Below are 14,607 nucleotides of genomic sequence, written 5' to 3' on the forward strand. Positions count from 1 at the left end.
CAGGAGTTATCAGCCAAAGACACCTTTACCCGGCAGCCGCACCCGATCATGCTCCGTATCAAACCCCTGCAACGGCCCCTTCGGCACAATCCCCGTCGGGTTGATCGTGCGATGACTGGCATAGTAATGCCCCTTGATATGCTCGAAATCCACCGTCTCGGCCACGCCTGGCCACTGATACATCTCCCGCAGCCAGTTCGACAAATTTGCATAGTCGGCAATTCGCCGCAGGTTGCATTTGAAGTGGCTGTAGTACACCGCATCAAAACGAATCAGCGTAGTGAACAGCCGCACATCGGCTTCGGTCAGGTACTCGCCGGCCAGATAACGATGGCTGCCCAGGTGCTGTTCCAAATGATCCAGCTCGGCAAACACATCATCAAACGCACTTTCATACGCCTGTTGTGAGGTGGCGAAACCTGCGCGGTACACGCCGTTGTTCACAGCGGGGTAGATGCGTTCATTGAGGCTGTCGATGGTCGAATGCAGGGCTTGGGGGTAGAAATCCAGGGTATTACCGGTCAGCGCATTGAACGCGCTGTTGAACATGCGGATGATCTCCGCCGACTCATTGCTGACGATGCGCTTGAGCTTTTTGTCCCACAGCACCGGCACGGTCACGCGCCCGGTATAGTCGGCGGTATCGGCGGTGTAGCGTTGGTGCATGAAGTTGAAACCGTCCAGTTTGTCGCCGCTGGAGCCGTGGGCCTTGTCGAAGGTCCAGCCGTTTTCCAGCATCAGCCAGCTGACCACCGAGACGTCGATCAGGCTTTCCAGGCCCTTGAGCTTGCGCAGAATCAAGGTGCGGTGCGCCCACGGGCAGGCGAGGGATACATAGAGGTGATAGCGACCGGCCTCGGCCTTGAAGCCGCCCTCACCACTCGGGCCTGGCGCGCCATCGGCGGTCACCCAGTTGCGGCGTTGTGCCTGTTCCCGTTGGAAAGCGCCATCGGCGCTACTTTCGTACCACTGGTCTTTCCACTGTCCTTCGATCAATAAACCCATGACTGGCTCCTTGGCTGATAAGCGTTGGAGCCCAGTCTAAAGAGATGAGTTCGAACTAAAAGCGCAAAGAACCGGCGTGAATGATCGATTAAATCGATTTATCCCGTGCGTCCCAGTACTGCTGGGCCAACTCGAACGCCTGTTGCCGCGGGTGACCAAGGCCGCGCAGGGCCAACGCCATGGTGGCGATCAACGCCAGCTGCGGGTAGCTGTCCTCGACGTCGCCGCGCCACAGTGCTTTTAGGTGCTCGGGCTCAAGCGTTGCCGGCTTGACGTGGCGCTGGACGGAAAGGGCGGGCCACTCTTCGTCCCAGCTCTGGCCGCCAGTGGTGCCATACAGATGACTGAGGGTGTCGGGGTTGATTTCGATCTCGCCGCCGTCGCCCTTGACCACAATCACGTTGTCACCCAGCAAGCCACTGGCATCGCGATGCACGCCCTGGTAACCGGGGTGGAAAATGCTTTGCAGGCCACAACGCGCATTCAGCGGGTTGAGCAGGCGCGCCAGAGAGTGGATAGGCGAACGCAGGCCCAGAGTGTTGCGCAGGTCAATCATGCGTTGCAGCTGTGGCGCCCAATCACCCAGCGGGATAAACGCCAGGTTGCCGTGGGCAAAGGCGCTTTCGACCTGTTGCCAATCGCGGCACAGCGGGATCTGCAAGCTGTCCAGCAATTGCTCGGTGTACAACCGCCCCGCAGTGTGGGCGCCGCCGCCGTGCATCAGGATGCGCACGCCGTTCTGTGCCAGGCATTTGGCTGCCAGCAGGAACCACGGCAGGTGGCGCTTTTTACCGGCGTAGGTCGGCCAGTCGATATCGACGTTCAGCGCTGGCGCGTGCAGGCGCTCACGTACGGCTTCGGTGAAGCCCGCGAGTTCTTCCGGGCTTTCTTCCTTGTGGCGCAGCAGCATCAGGAAGGCGCCGAGCTGGGCGTCCTCGACCTTTTCGTCGAGCAGCATGCCCATGGCTTCCCGGGCTTCCTCGCGGGTGAGGTTGCGCGCGCCACGCTTGCCTTTGCCGAGGATGCGCACGAACTGCGCAAAGGGGTGCTCTTGGGGTGTTACGAGAGTCAGGGGGGCAAAGTCGGTCATAAGCAATTCGTCGGCCTGGGCAGGCCCGCCAGCTTGGCGGCGAGTTTGGCGGGAGTGCCGTTGAACAGTTTGTTGAGGTGCAGGCTGTTGCCCTTTTCCGGGCCCAGCTTCAAGGCGGTGTACTTGATCAGCGGGCGCGTGGCGGGAGACAGCTGGAATTCGGTGTAGAACTGGCGCAGCAGGGTGAGGATTTCCCAGTGTGCCGGGGTCAGCTCCAAGGCTTCGGCAGCGGCCAGGGCATCCGCCACTTCATCGGACCAGTCGTTGAGGTCGACGAGGTAGCCGTCCTTATCCAGTTCCAGGGTGCGTGCGCCGACGGTCAAGGTGTTCATAGCCAGGTGTTGACCTTGTCGTAGTCGATCGACAGTTGCACGAAGCCTGGGTAATCGACGCTGTCAGCCCAGTCGGGCAGCGGCAGGTTGCGCGCCTGCATGTCCTCGGCCAGCACAAACACCTTTACGCCTTTGGTTTGCAGGGCGGGCGTGTGCAGGCCGTAGGCTCCGTCGCCGCACAGCAGGATTGCGTCCTCGGCCCCACAGATGCGCAGGCAGCTATCGAGGCGGCTGTCGGTAAACGGGGAATGAGACACCACATGTAGAGTCGACATCAGAGGGTAATCACCTGGTCGTAACGGTCAATCAGCTGGGAAATGGCTTGGCTGTCGAGCGCCTGCGCGTGGGCAGGCGGCGGCAACCCGCGTGCGGTCAGGCTATGGCTGCACGCGAACACGTCATCAATGCCGAACAGGCCCAGGGCCTGCAGGTTGGCACTCAGGTCTTTCTGTTGCACGGCCTTGGCCGCTTGGTTCAGCGCCAGTTGGAACACACCGTCATCCAGGAACAGCAGGCCAATGGGCAGATCGAACGCGCCGCCGGCCAGCACGATATCCAGTGCTTCCCGCGCACTCGGCCCGGACCACGGGGCCTGGCGGCTGATCACCAACAAGGATCTGGACATGTCACGGCCCTCCAAAACAGATCAGGCGGTCGGCGTCCTGGATCGCGTCATGCAATTGCCCCAGGCCCGACAACGCCCAGGGTGCTTCCAGGTTGATCGCGCTGCGTTGGTAACGCGCAGCTTCTTCGGCATTAAGCACCCCCCGGCGCAGGGCGGCGGCGATGCACACCACGCCGTCGAGTTGGTGCTGGCTGACAAACTCGCGCCATTGGCGCGCAATGTCTTGCTCATCCTGGGGCGCGACGATGTTATTGGACGCGCTGTACACGCCGTCCTGGTAGAAAAACAGCCGCACGATCTCATGCCCGCCGGCCAGCGCCGCCTGGGCGAACAACAGGGCGCGGCGCGAGGAGGGCGCGTGGGCGGCGCTATACAGTGCAATCGCGAACTTCATGGAAGACTCTGCCAACAAACGTCGGCCAATGATAAAGCCGCCGCCGCGAAAAAGCCCGCCGTGATCAAAACGGTCACTGTGGTTGATCGTTCTGACGATTGCCGGCAGGCGTCCGGCTGCCTAGTCTGTGGGTATTCGCAACCCAACTGGAGTCCCCATGTCAGGTCCCTTGGCGTCCCTTAAAGTGTTGGATTTTTCCACCTTGCTGCCCGGCCCGTTTGCCTCCCTGATGCTGGCGGACATGGGCGCCGAGGTGCTGCGTATCGAATCGCCCACACGGATGGACCTGTTACGTGTGTTGCCGCCCCATGATCGTGGTACCTCGGCCAGCCACGCTTACCTCAATCGCAACAAGCGCAGCCTCGCCCTGGACCTCAAGCAGGCCGAGGCGCTGGAGATTGTGCGTGAGTTGGTCAAGGGCCATGACATCCTGCTCGAGCAGTTCCGCCCCGGTGTCATGGAGCGCCTGGGCCTGGGCTATGAGGCGCTGAAGGCGATCAACCCGCGGCTGATCTATGTGTCGATCACCGGTTACGGCCAGACCGGCCCCTATAAGGACCGCGCCGGGCACGATATCAACTACCTGGCGTTGGCCGGCGTGGCCAGCCATACCGGGCGCCAGGACACCGGCCCGTTGCCCCTGGGCGTACAGCTGGCGGATGTGGCGGGCGGTTCACTGCATGCCGTGGTGGGCTTGCTGGCGGCGGTGATTGCCAGGCAGCAAAGCGGGGTGGGGCAATACCTGGATGTGAGCATGACCGACTGCTCGTTCAGCCTTAACGCCATGGCGGGGGCCGGTTACCTGGCTTGCGGGGTCGAGCCTGGGTGGGAGAACCATGTGCTCAATGGCGGGAGTTTCTATGACTACTACCGTACACGCGATGGGCGCTGGATGTCGGTGGGCAGTTTGGAACCGGGGTTTATGCAGCAGCTGTGCGCGGCCTTGGGGCGCCCGGAACTGGCGGCACACAGCGTGACGCCCGAACGCCAGGCCGTGCTCAAACAGGCGTTGCAGGTGGAGTTCGAGAAGCGCAGTTTTGACCAGTTGTGTGAGTTGTTTGCCGGGGTGGATGCCTGTGTTGAGCCAGTGTTGAGTTTGAGCGAAGCGGTGGAGCATCCCCAGTTGAAGGCGCGGGAGCTAGTCAGCCAGGTGCCCCGGGGAGATGGCTCGACACAAGCGCAATTGGCCTGCCCGCTGAAATTCTCCGAGGGGTTGCCGGCGCCCAGGCATATTGGAGTGGCGGTGGGGGCGCACAGTGATGAGGTGCTGGCGGAGTTGGGGTTCGGTATTGAGCGGATAGAGCAATTGCGGCAGGCCAAGGTTGTAGGTTGACTGAGCCGACGCTTTCGCAGGCAAGCCAGCTCCCACATCTGATCTTCGTTGCTTTGGGCATTGCGTTCGCTTAACTGTTCGGCACTGGGGCTGCCCACACATTTGGATCGCGGGGCATCGGTTAAACAGCCGCTATCTGTCAGGCCACCATAATGATCTTCGACACCAACTCCACCACCGTCTTGGCCTGCAGCTTCTTCATCAACCGAGCCCGGTGCACCTCAACGGTGCGGTGGGAGATTGCCAGGCGCAGGGCGATTTCCTTGGATTTGAAGCCGTTGACGATGTGCATGGCGATTTCCCGCTCCCGGGGCGTGAGGTCGCCGGTGCCCTGGTGCATGCGGTCCAGGCGTTCGAAGTGCCAGATCATCAGCTTGAACGGGTCTTTGGGGGTGAGGGTGTAGCCGTGGGACTTGGCCCAGAACACTTCGCCATTGTGGTGCTGCATGAAGCGTTCATCGGAATAAAAGCCGTTGTCGCTGTCGAGCAGCCAGTCATGGCTGCGCTTGCCGATGGCGTGGTAGTCGGCCTGGGACGGGTAGATCAGCAGAGTCAGCTGGTTGACCAGTGCGTCGCGGGTATAGCCGAACAGCTTCAGGAAAGCGTCGTTGCAGTCGAGAATCACGCGGTCGCTGGTGACGATCTGCGGTGCAGGGGACAGCTTGAACGCCAGGCGTTCGAGGTCGGGAAATTGCTGGGCTAGTGCGGTCATGGGGCATCCTGCCTCGTTGTTCAATGCCCTGGGGCGCTACTTACCCGTGTAAGTAGTTACACGAATTGGCGCACGATCAGGGGTGGGTCATTGTAAGTAAAGTCCGAATCAAGAACAGAAGAAATTGATTATGCCTGCTGATTGCGTCTCCATTGTTGCCGCTGGTCACTCCCGCTTTGGTCGCCTGGAAGGCACGACGCTGGAAGACCTGATCGTCCAGGTTACCCGAGGAGCCCTGAGCGACGCCGAGATTGACGCGTCGCAAATCGATGCGGTGTTCCTCGGCCATTTCAACTCGGGGCTGGTGCCCGACGGGTTTGCCGCCTCATTGCTATTGCAAGCCGACCCCGGGCTGCGCTTCAAACCGGCTACCCGCTGTGAAAACGCCTGTGCGTCCGGCTCGGCGGCGATCCAGGCGGGGGTCAATGCGATCCTCTCCGGCAGTGCTGAGCTGGTGCTGGTGGTGGGCGCCGAGAAGATGACCCACACCAGCACCGCCGCAGTCACCCAAGCCTTGGCCGGGGCCGGCTACCAGAACGACCCGGCCGAAGCCGGCCTGAGTTTCCCCCAGTTGTTCGGCCGCGCTGCGCGCCAATACGCTGAGCGTTACCACTGCCCGCTGGGCTCGATGGCGGCCATCGCCACCAAAAACCACTCCAATGCCATGGCCAACCCGCTGGCGCAGATGCATCGGGAGATGAATTTCGAACACTGCAACAACGTGTCCCAAAGCAACCCGTTCGTGGCTGACTCCCTGCGCCTGACCGATTGCTCGCTGATCAGCGACGGCGCCGCGGCGATCATCCTCGCCTCGCCCAAACGTGCGCGCGCGTTTCGTCGAGAGGTGCAAATCCGGGCGATGACCCAGGTCAACGATACCTTGCCCATCGCCCGGCGCGACATCCTGGCCTTTGAAGGCCCGCAGCGGGCAATCCATGCAGCATTGCGCGGCGCAAATGTGACCCTGGCCGACCTGAGTTTCGCCGAGGTGCACGACTGCTTCACCATTGCAGAGTTGCTGATCTACGAAGCCATGGGCCTGGCGCCCAAGGGCGAAGGCCATCGCGTGCTCGACAGCGGCGTGGTGCGCGCCGGCGGGCGCTTGCCGGTGAACCTTTCCGGCGGGCTCAAGGCCAAGGGACACCCCGTCGGCGCCACGGGGGTGTCCATGCATGCCTTGGCGTTCCGGCAATTGACCGGCGAGCCGATTGGCCTGGCGGTGCCCAACCCGGAGTTCGGCCTGGTGTTCAACATGGGCGGCATGGCGGTGGCCAACTACGCCTCGGTCCTGCAGGCACGCCGGAGCTGAGCCATGAACATTGCCAACTGGCTGCACGACACCCAGCGCCGTGCGCCGCAACGCCCGGCGCTGTTCAACGGCAGCGTGCAAGTGGCCGACTACGCCACCTTCGCCGCCCACGTGCGCCAACGCGCCGCGCACCTGGTGGAGCAGCATGGCCTGGTGCCGGGAGACGCGGTGGCGCTGCTGATGAAAAACAGCTGCGACTACCTGGAACTGCTCTACGCCATCTGGTGGATGGGCGGGGTGGCGGTGCCGATCAACGCCAAGCTGCACCCCAGCGAAGCGGCGTGGATTGCCGATAATGCCGAGGCGCGGTTGATCTTTACCGACGGCGGCCAGGTGTTTTCATCGCGGGATTTGCCCGCGCATTGCACGGAACTGGACGGCCACCCGCTGCCGCCCAGCCATGGTTGGCCCAGCCTGGAGCAGCCGGTGCCCCGCCAGGATCACGACCTCGCCTGGCTGTTCTACACCTCCGGCACCACCGGGCGTTCCAAGGGCGTGATGCTGTCCCACGGCAACCTGATCGCCATGTCGCTGTGCTACGCCACGGATGTCGATCAAGTGAAAGCCGACGATGCGGCGCTGTATGCCGCGCCCATGTCCCACGGCGCCGGCCTGTACAACTTCATCCATGTGCGCTGCGGCGCCCGCCATGTGGTGCCGGCCTCCCATGGCTTCGATGCCGCCGAGCTGTTCGAGCTGGCCGAGCACATGGGCGATGTGTCGCTGTTTGCTGCGCCTACCATGGTCAAGCGCATGGTCGAACAGGCCCGGCGCCAGGATTATCACGGCGCCGGCATCAAGACCATCGTCTACGGCGGCGGCCCCATGTACCTCGCCGACCTGCGCGAAGCAGTCGACACCTTCGGCCCGCGCCTGGTGCAGATCTACGGCCAGGGCGAGAGCCCGATGACCATCAGCGTCTTGCCCCGCGCCTTGATCGCCGAGCGCCAGCGTCCCGACTGGGCCACCCTGGCCGCCTCGGTGGGCCACGCGCAAGCCTGTGTGGAGATTCGCATCCTCGATGCCGAGCACCAGCCACTGCCCACCGGCCAGCGCGGCGAGATCGCGGTGCGTGGCGCCACGGTGATGCAAGGCTACTGGCGCAACCCCCAGGCCACGCGCCAGACGCTGGTGGACGGCTGGCTGCTGACCGGCGATATCGGCTACCTCGACCCGGCCGGCTACCTGACCCTGACGGACCGCTCCAAGGACGTGATCATCAGTGGCGGCAGCAACGTGTACCCGCGTGAAGTCGAGGAAGTGCTGGCCCAGCATCCCGAGGTGTTCGAAGTGTGCGTGGTGGGCGAGCCGGACGCGCAATGGGGTGAGTCGGTGGTGGCCTTTGTCGTGACGCGCAGCGGCCAGCCGCTGGACGAAAGCGAGCTGACGGCGTGGTTCCTGGCGCGCATGGCCTCGTTCAAAAAGCCGAAAAAATATGTGTGGCGCAGCGACTTGCCGAAGAACAGCTACGGCAAGATTCTCAAGACCGACTTGCGACATTGGCTGCAAACCGCGAGTATCGCCGCGCTTTAACATGGATCGATAATCAGACAAGGAGTCCCCACGATGGGCAATCCCGCACAAGACACCCTCCGCAAGCGCCGCCGTGCGTTTCTGGGCGCCACCTCCGGCCACTTGATCGAGTGGTACGACTACGGCGTGTATGGCTTTCTCGCGGTCTATATCGGCCAGGCGTTCTTCGTCTCCGATGACCCCACCACCAGCTTGTTGGCCAGCTTTGCCGCGTTTGCGCTGAGCTTTTTTATCCGCCCTTTGGGTGGGCTGTTCTTCGGCCCGCTGGCGGACAAGATCGGCCGGCGCAAAACCCTGATCATGGCGCTGGTGATGATGACCGGCTCCACGGTGATGCTGGGCCTGTTGCCGACCTACGCCAGCCTGGGCATCGCCGCACCTATCTTGTTGATCCTGGTGCGCTGCGTGCAGGGCTTCTCGGCGGGCGGCGAAATCGGCACCGTCACCAGCTTCATCTCCGAATACGCCGGCCCCGGTCGCCGCGGCTTTGCCACCTGCTGGCTGATGGTTACCGCCGTGCTCGGCCTGCTGCTCGGCGGCGCCGTGGCCAACGGCATGACCTGGGTGCTGGGCGCCGAGGTCATGCAGGAATGGGCCTGGCGCGTACCGTTCCTGATCGCCGCGCCCCTGGGGTTTATTTCCATGTACATCCGCCTCAAGCTCGAAGACAGCCCTGAGTTCCTGGCCCTGCAACGTGCCGGGCAAACTTCGCGGGCGCCGCTGCGCGAGGTCTGGCAGTGGAAGCGTGCGATTGCCCTGGTGTTCTTTATCATCACCTTGCACAGCTCGATCTTTTACCTGGTGCTGACCTTCGCCTCGACCTACATGGCCAAGATCCTCAAGTTCGACAGCGGCACCACCTTGCTCTACGTGTTCGTCGCCAGTTTTTCAGCGGCCTTCGTGATGCCGTTTGGCGGGGCATTTACCGATAAATACGGGCGCAAGCCGTTCTTGATGGTGATCGGCACGTTGGCGACCCTGGCGATGTTCTGGCTGTTCAAGTCGGCACCCAGCGCGACCCAAGCGTCGTTCTTTGCACCGTTGATGGCGGTGGCGATACTGTTCGGGCTGTATGCGTCGTCGACCTACGCGTTGATGAGTGAGCTGCTGCCGACGCGGATTCGCTCCACCGGGATTGCGGTGGCCTACAACGTGCCGGTGGCGGTGTTCGGCGGCAGCGCGCCATTGATTTCAACCTGGTTGATCAAGGTGACGGGGGACATTACGTCGCCGTGGTATTTCTATGTGGCGACCGGGGTGGTGTCGTTAGTGGCGTTGGTGGTGTTGCGCAAGGAGGATTTTGTTGCCAGTGCTCACTCGACAGCCGTGCCTGCCAGCGCTGCGTTGGCCAAGGGGGCATGCGTTAATACCCTGTAGGAGCGAGCTTGCTGGCGAAAAACTCAACGGCGCCGCGTTTATTCAGGCAGTACGCGTTATCGTTGACGTTTTTCGCGAGCAAGCACTAGGCGTCCCGCCTCGCTCCTACAGAGAGTCACCATGCTGGCCACCCGCTTGACCCTGATCTGCCACGCCATCACGCCCCTGCAAAAACAGGGGCGTTTTCCTGATGATGAGTCTGTTGCGATGGACTGGCAGGGCGCGGCCTTGTCCTTGGCCGGGCGCTACAAAAAAAAGGCCCGCCTACTTTGCGGCCCCGAGGCCAGAACCCGTCAGAGCGCGGGTTTGTTCGGCGATAACGCCCAGGTCGACCCCGCCTTATGCGACCTTGATGTCGGTGCATGGAAAGGCCGGGCCGTCGGTCAACTCGACAGCGAAACCGTAAACACCTGGGCCACCGACAGCGCCTGGGCAGCCCACGGCGGCGAGTCGGTGGATCAGTTGTGCATTAGGGTTGGCCAATGGCTCAAATCCCTCGAAACACACCCCGGTCACGTGGTCGCGGTGACCCACCCATTCGTCATCCGCGCGGCGATGCTGTATGTCATGCAATTACCTGTCTTGATGTTCTACCGGATTGATGTTGAGCCATTATCGTCGGTGGCGTTGCGGTTCAACGGGTATTGGCGGTTGCGGTTAATGGCGTGAAGTACGCATGCCTTACCGCAGGGCACAGGTATGTGGCAAAATGGCATCACTTGCTGATGCCAGTGTCTGGCCCACGACACACGACTTTTTGAATTGCCCTAATGATTGACGGGCTGCGTAAGGGATTCTATGCAGATGAACAAGTTGATTGCGGTCAAGACAGGTACAAATAAATTTGAATTCGAAAATCAAGAGAGCCTGAAATGGAATGGCTTTTTTGATGTGGACACGATTCGGTTGATTCTGGGTAATAACGGCTCAGGTAAAACCGCCTTGTTGTGTGACATGGCAGCGTATATTTCATCGCCTGTCTCTACCCCTCGAAGAGCCGTTTATGATGATCGAGAAATATCTTCGGAGAAACTGTCTGACGAAGAGCTTGAACGTATTGGTGTAATTTACTTCTCTCCCGTTCCCTACCGACGCCGGCTACCTTTTCGTAACCGATTCGTCGATGCTTCTCCTCGGTTTGAAAAGGTAGAGAACTCTGCGCGAGTCGAGCAGTTCTACCAAGTGGCTAGCGATCTGGAATTGAACGCAAGCTTGAGGGCAGAAGTATGTTATGAATTTGAGCTGTTCAAGACCATGTTGGCGCCTGCGCTTATCGTCATGAGCAATCTTGCCGGGTTTCAAACAGCGCACAAACCGGTAATTACATTTTTATCTGAATACGCGAAAATTCAGAAAAAGCGCCAGTTTGTAAGCTCGGATTACTATGAGAATGAACGCTTGAACATCCAGATTGAGCGTTTGCTTGATACTTGCGTGCTCAGGTTGGAACGCTTTGCTCTTTCGAAACTTCCCCACCGTAGAAGCAATAAATTAGTCATGCTCGCTGCCTTAACCTCAGTGGCAAAGAAAATTCCTGATCATGATCGTATTGGGCGATTTTTCTTTAATTTTTTTGAGCTCGCCAGCGATGGGCGTTACAACGAAGATAAGGAAGTGCTCGATTTGCTGATGACGACTTATCGTGCCACGCTCAAATTTATAAAGGATGGGGCGAAGGATGATATTCGCAAACACCCTCGGTCCTATTCATTTGCTATAGGCTCGGCAGAAGAAATCAAGCAGATAAAAATGTCGACTGCTGCAGTCGAAGTGCGTTGGACAGATCAAAGCTCGGGTGTAAGAGCTTTGGTTGACCAGTTTTTTTTGCTCCGCCAAGGTTTTGTAACCATGGCGGGAAAGAAATTAAAGCACGTCATGGTACTTATCGATGAGGGCGATGCCTATCTTCACCTTGAGTGGCAGCGCCGTTATATTTCCTTGCTGAATAAATTCCTGGCGGGGGTGAAATCGGAGTTTGACATGGAGATTGTGCAGGTAGTGGTTGCCACGCATTCCCCGGTGATAACGGGTGATTTTCCAGCCTGCATGGTGACTAACCTGGATGACAGGGTCACACCTCAGAATACGTTTGCGGCTCCATTGGAAGACATTATCCTGAACTCTTTCGGGACTGCTGCCATTGGTGAGTTTGCGGCGGAAAAGATAAATGCACTCAATCAGCGTCTTGAACAGGGCATTTCTTCGGCCTTGGATAAACTATTGCTTGAGAGCATTGGCGATATTGGCATCAAGGAAGCCTTATATCGTGCTCCGGAGAGGCGATATTCATGATTGTTAACATCGCGCGGGTGTGGGAGGACATCGCGGTCAGGCACAGGTTATTCATGCGGTGGAAGCTGCAAGAGCTGAGTGATGTCTTGAAAGGATTCGTCGGGCCGGCCATGATTCAGCATCGTCTTGTCGAGTTCTTGGATAAACACAGGGATGCCATATGTGGGTGTGACCCGTTGGCGCTGCCGGGTGTGATTGTTGCCTTTAGTCAGACTTTTCCCCGTGTTGCTGATGTTGACTATTTGAATGGTTTTTTCAAAAAGTATCTGTGCTATAAGGAGTTTTCGGCCAAAGAGAGGGTGGTCTTGTTAAAAAGATGGGACGCCTATGCATTGTGTACATCCATTCGATCGAAAATTTGCCCTTATTGCCATATAACACCCATTGACACTTATGTAAGTCCTGATGGGTTGAAAGCCTACAGGCCAAATATTGATCACTATTACCCGCAAGCCGAATTTCCTTTGCTGGCGTTAACCATGGGGAATTTTATCCCCTGCTGCGAAAAGTGTAACGGGCCACAAATGAAAGGCACTACGCGGTTTGACTTGACACCTCATCTGCACCCCTTGGTGGATCCGGAGAATATATCTTTCAGGCTTGCATATAAGGGCGGGGGGCTGGACTTGAATAAATTGAGACTTCAGGCCGACAGTACGTCCTATGAAATTGAGGTGATGGCAACCCATGGCACATGCCTGAAAGTGGATAATTCAATTGCGACCTTTCGCTTAGTCCCTCGTTATCAAGTCTGTGTGCCCGATGCGCTATCAGTGGCGAAACGCTCCAGGCTAGGGGGTAGATATAGGATGTTGACCAAGATACTGACAAAGTTGAATTTCTCTGACAAACACCCCTTGGGCTTTGATGAAACGGACGACAGTTATAAAAACGTGATCGCAGGTAAGCTCAAACTTGACATCGCCCGGCAGTTCAAGGTGATTTGACCCAGCAGGGCAACCCAGTAACATGGCAACATTTCACGCCCTGCACTGAGAGCACCCCATGAAACGCATCCTGATCATCGGCATTGGCGCCGGCAACCCTGACTACATCACGATGCAGGCCGTGAAGGCGCTGAACCGTACCGACGTGTTCTTCCTGATGGACAAGGGCCAGAGCAAGGACAAGCTGATCGACCTGCGCCGGGAAATCTGCGACACCTACATCACCGAACCCGGCTACCGATTTGTCGAGGCCGATTGCCCGGAGCGGGTGCGTGGCGAAATCGACTACACCACCGCCGTGCAAGACCTCAACCGCGATAAGCAGCAGACCTTCGAGCGCATGATCAACGAAGAAATGGCCGACGGCGAAGTGGGGGCGTTCCTGGCCTGGGGCGACCCGGCGCTGTACGACAGCACCATTCGTATCTTGCAGGCGATTCTTGCCAGTGGTCGCTGTGTGTTCGAGTTTGAAGTGATCCCCGGTATCACCAGTGTGCAGGCCCTGGCGGCGCAGCATAAGGTGCCACTCAACCGTATCGGCAAGTCCATCGAAATCACCACCGGGCGACGGCTGGCGGCCGGGCAGGCGAGTGATGCCGATACCCTGGTGGTGATGCTCGACGCCGAAGATTCCTACCGCAGCGTGGCGGATCAGGACCTGGATATTTACTGGGGCGCCTACTTGGGCACGCCGGACGAGATCCTGATCAGCGGTAAAGTGGCGCACGTGGCAGAAGAGATCGAACGGGTACGCAAGGCGGCGCGCCTGGAAAACGGCTGGATCATGGACACCTATTTGTTGCGCAAACCCTGAGGTAAACCCGATGCTCAAACAGCTTGCCTTCGCCTTGGCCCTGGTGGCCGGCGCCGCTCATGCCGACACCGGCTTGCACACCGACTTGCCGTTGTCCTACCTGGAGCAGACCCAGGGCGACGCACGCAACCAGCCGCTGGTGATCTTCCTGCATGGTTTTGGCAGCAACGAGGAAGATTTGTTTGGCATCAAGGACGCCTTGCCGTCCACCTGGACCTACCTGTCGGTGCGTGCGCCGCTGCCCGTGCAGCCCCAGGGTTATCGCTGGTTTACCAAGACCGATGAGCCTGAGTACAACGGCGAGACCGATGAACTGTTCAGCAGCGCCCGGCTGATCAAGGACTTTGTGCTCAAGGCCACCGCCAAGTACCACACCCAAAGTGATCGGGTGTTCCTGGTGGGGTTCAGCCAGGGCGCGATCATGTCTTACGAGGTGGCCTTGCGTGAACCCGAGTTGGTACGCGGTATGGCTGCGCTCAGTGGCAGCGTGCTACCGGTGCTAAGGTCTGCGCTGAAACCGGATGCGTCCATGGGCAAGCTGGCGATCTTTATCGGCCATGGCACCTTGGACCAGGCGCTGCCCTTTAGCTCGGCCACGCAGGCGAACAATGTGCTGACGGGGTTGGGGCTCAAGCCGGAGTTTCATGAGTACCCGGGGATGAATCACACCATCAGCGAAGCGGAAATCCAGGACTTAAAAGCCTGGCTTGAGAAAAGCCTGAAGTGAAAATGCGGTTAAAAATGTGGGAGCTGGCTTGCCTGCGATAGCCATAGGTATCTACACAACTTCGGCACGACGCTAAATCTGTGGCGAGGGAGCTTGCTCCCGTGACGGCCTGGCAGC

Annotated in this window: 16 protein-coding genes; 9 read left to right on the forward strand and 7 right to left on the reverse strand. The window is 59.5% G+C overall.

The features are described from left to right. Nucleotides 1–9: 9 nt before the first annotated feature. From AC07S6_RS23965 to tusD, 6 genes are all read right to left on the reverse strand, one after another. Nucleotides 10–1,005 carry a glutathione S-transferase family protein gene (locus AC07S6_RS23965; protein ID WP_089042251.1) on the reverse strand — a complete coding sequence of 332 codons (996 nt, stop codon included), beginning with the start codon at nucleotides 1,003–1,005 and terminating at the stop codon, nucleotides 10–12. A gap of 88 nt (nucleotides 1,006–1,093) precedes the next feature. Further along, a complete protein-coding gene (locus AC07S6_RS23970) occupies nucleotides 1,094–2,095 on the reverse strand; it encodes a glycosyl transferase family protein (protein ID WP_495113182.1) in 1,002 nt (333 codons plus the stop codon). Continuing rightward, entirely contained in the window at nucleotides 2,092–2,427 is a 336-nt protein-coding gene (locus AC07S6_RS23975) for a TusE/DsrC/DsvC family sulfur relay protein (RefSeq protein ID WP_495113183.1), read from the reverse strand. Before AC07S6_RS23975 ends, AC07S6_RS23970 begins: the two co-directional genes overlap by 4 nt. Beyond that, nucleotides 2,424–2,702, reverse strand: coding sequence for a sulfurtransferase complex subunit TusB (gene tusB / locus AC07S6_RS23980; RefSeq protein ID WP_054898293.1), 279 nt, complete (start codon nucleotides 2,700–2,702; stop codon nucleotides 2,424–2,426). Before tusB ends, AC07S6_RS23975 begins: the two co-directional genes overlap by 4 nt. Beyond that, the gene (gene tusC / locus AC07S6_RS23985; RefSeq protein ID WP_197883028.1) at nucleotides 2,702–3,052 is read right to left on the reverse strand and encodes a sulfurtransferase complex subunit TusC; all 351 of its coding nucleotides are present in this window, start codon (nucleotides 3,050–3,052) and stop codon (nucleotides 2,702–2,704) included. Before tusC ends, tusB begins: the two co-directional genes overlap by 1 nt. A 1-nt stretch (nucleotide 3,053) precedes the next feature. Continuing rightward, nucleotides 3,054–3,446 (reverse strand): sulfurtransferase complex subunit TusD, encoded by a 393-nt coding sequence (tusD, locus tag AC07S6_RS23990; RefSeq protein ID WP_186527164.1) that lies wholly within the window; start codon nucleotides 3,444–3,446, stop codon nucleotides 3,054–3,056. A 157-nt stretch (nucleotides 3,447–3,603) separates the two neighbouring features. Here tusD and AC07S6_RS23995 point away from each other — a divergent pair, with 157 nt between their 5' ends. After that, nucleotides 3,604–4,779 (forward strand): CaiB/BaiF CoA transferase family protein, encoded by a 1,176-nt coding sequence (locus tag AC07S6_RS23995; protein WP_105227152.1) that lies wholly within the window; start codon nucleotides 3,604–3,606, stop codon nucleotides 4,777–4,779. A 139-nt stretch (nucleotides 4,780–4,918) separates the two neighbouring features. Here AC07S6_RS23995 and AC07S6_RS24000 read toward each other — a convergent pair whose 3' ends face one another. Then, nucleotides 4,919–5,491 (reverse strand): LuxR C-terminal-related transcriptional regulator, encoded by a 573-nt coding sequence (locus AC07S6_RS24000; RefSeq protein ID WP_003190613.1) that lies wholly within the window; start codon nucleotides 5,489–5,491, stop codon nucleotides 4,919–4,921. Nucleotides 5,492–5,621: 130 nt separating this feature from the next. Here AC07S6_RS24000 and AC07S6_RS24005 point away from each other — a divergent pair, with 130 nt between their 5' ends. The 8 genes from AC07S6_RS24005 (at nucleotide 5,622) to AC07S6_RS24040 (ending at nucleotide 14,490) form a co-directional block, all read left to right on the forward strand. Beyond that, on the forward strand, nucleotides 5,622–6,800 hold the full coding sequence (locus AC07S6_RS24005) for an acetyl-CoA acetyltransferase (protein ID WP_495113184.1): 1,179 nt from the start codon (nucleotides 5,622–5,624) through the stop codon (nucleotides 6,798–6,800). A 3-nt stretch (nucleotides 6,801–6,803) separates the two neighbouring features. Continuing rightward, nucleotides 6,804–8,333: a class I adenylate-forming enzyme family protein gene (locus AC07S6_RS24010; RefSeq protein WP_495113185.1), complete on the forward strand. Its 1,530-nt coding sequence runs from the start codon at nucleotides 6,804–6,806 to the stop codon at nucleotides 8,331–8,333. A 33-nt stretch (nucleotides 8,334–8,366) separates the two neighbouring features. Further along, complete coding sequence (locus AC07S6_RS24015; protein WP_495113186.1) at nucleotides 8,367–9,710, forward strand: MFS transporter; 1,344 nt, start codon at nucleotides 8,367–8,369, stop codon at nucleotides 9,708–9,710. Nucleotides 9,711–9,830: 120 nt separating this feature from the next. After that, nucleotides 9,831–10,379, forward strand: a complete 549-nt coding sequence (locus AC07S6_RS24020) for a histidine phosphatase family protein (RefSeq protein ID WP_495113187.1) — start codon at nucleotides 9,831–9,833, stop codon at nucleotides 10,377–10,379. 135 nt (nucleotides 10,380–10,514) lie between these two features. Then, a complete protein-coding gene (locus AC07S6_RS24025; RefSeq protein WP_495113188.1) occupies nucleotides 10,515–12,002 on the forward strand; it encodes a hypothetical protein in 1,488 nt (495 codons plus the stop codon). Further along, nucleotides 11,999–12,949: a hypothetical protein gene (locus AC07S6_RS24030; RefSeq protein WP_495113189.1), complete on the forward strand. Its 951-nt coding sequence runs from the start codon at nucleotides 11,999–12,001 to the stop codon at nucleotides 12,947–12,949. The genes AC07S6_RS24025 and AC07S6_RS24030 overlap by 4 nt, the downstream gene beginning before the upstream one ends. Before the next feature lie 58 nt (nucleotides 12,950–13,007). Beyond that, nucleotides 13,008–13,763: a precorrin-6A synthase (deacetylating) gene (gene cobF, locus AC07S6_RS24035; RefSeq protein ID WP_019817301.1), complete on the forward strand. Its 756-nt coding sequence runs from the start codon at nucleotides 13,008–13,010 to the stop codon at nucleotides 13,761–13,763. Nucleotides 13,764–13,773: 10 nt separating this feature from the next. Further along, nucleotides 13,774–14,490 (forward strand): alpha/beta hydrolase, encoded by a 717-nt coding sequence (locus tag AC07S6_RS24040; protein WP_495113190.1) that lies wholly within the window; start codon nucleotides 13,774–13,776, stop codon nucleotides 14,488–14,490. Nucleotides 14,491–14,607 lie beyond the last annotated feature (117 nt).

The sequence above is a fragment of the Pseudomonas sp. GW821-FHT07B01 genome, assembly GCF_059419065.1.

What these genes read in the sequence shown, in the direction of transcription:
- AC07S6_RS24040 (WP_495113190.1), top strand. Translation starts at nt 13,774, where the DNA reads ATGCTCAAACAGCTTGCCTTCGCCTTGGCCCTGGTGGCCGGCGCCGCT.
- AC07S6_RS24030 (WP_495113189.1), top strand. Translation starts at nt 11,999, where the DNA reads ATGATTGTTAACATCGCGCGGGTGTGGGAGGACATCGCGGTCAGGCAC.
- AC07S6_RS23975 (WP_495113183.1), bottom strand. Translation starts at nt 2,427, where the DNA reads ATGAACACCTTGACCGTCGGCGCACGCACCCTGGAACTGGATAAGGAC.
- tusD (WP_186527164.1), bottom strand. Translation starts at nt 3,446, where the DNA reads ATGAAGTTCGCGATTGCACTGTATAGCGCCGCCCACGCGCCCTCCTCG.
- AC07S6_RS24005 (WP_495113184.1), top strand. Translation starts at nt 5,622, where the DNA reads ATGCCTGCTGATTGCGTCTCCATTGTTGCCGCTGGTCACTCCCGCTTT.
- AC07S6_RS24015 (WP_495113186.1), top strand. Translation starts at nt 8,367, where the DNA reads ATGGGCAATCCCGCACAAGACACCCTCCGCAAGCGCCGCCGTGCGTTT.
- AC07S6_RS24025 (WP_495113188.1), top strand. Translation starts at nt 10,515, where the DNA reads ATGAACAAGTTGATTGCGGTCAAGACAGGTACAAATAAATTTGAATTC.
- AC07S6_RS24010 (WP_495113185.1), top strand. Translation starts at nt 6,804, where the DNA reads ATGAACATTGCCAACTGGCTGCACGACACCCAGCGCCGTGCGCCGCAA.
- tusB (WP_054898293.1), bottom strand. Translation starts at nt 2,702, where the DNA reads ATGTCGACTCTACATGTGGTGTCTCATTCCCCGTTTACCGACAGCCGC.
- cobF (WP_019817301.1), top strand. Translation starts at nt 13,008, where the DNA reads ATGAAACGCATCCTGATCATCGGCATTGGCGCCGGCAACCCTGACTAC.
- tusC (WP_197883028.1), bottom strand. Translation starts at nt 3,052, where the DNA reads ATGTCCAGATCCTTGTTGGTGATCAGCCGCCAGGCCCCGTGGTCCGGG.
- AC07S6_RS23965 (WP_089042251.1), bottom strand. Translation starts at nt 1,005, where the DNA reads ATGGGTTTATTGATCGAAGGACAGTGGAAAGACCAGTGGTACGAAAGT.
- AC07S6_RS23995 (WP_105227152.1), top strand. Translation starts at nt 3,604, where the DNA reads ATGTCAGGTCCCTTGGCGTCCCTTAAAGTGTTGGATTTTTCCACCTTG.
- AC07S6_RS24020 (WP_495113187.1), top strand. Translation starts at nt 9,831, where the DNA reads ATGCTGGCCACCCGCTTGACCCTGATCTGCCACGCCATCACGCCCCTG.
- AC07S6_RS23970 (WP_495113182.1), bottom strand. Translation starts at nt 2,095, where the DNA reads ATGACCGACTTTGCCCCCCTGACTCTCGTAACACCCCAAGAGCACCCC.
- AC07S6_RS24000 (WP_003190613.1), bottom strand. Translation starts at nt 5,491, where the DNA reads ATGACCGCACTAGCCCAGCAATTTCCCGACCTCGAACGCCTGGCGTTC.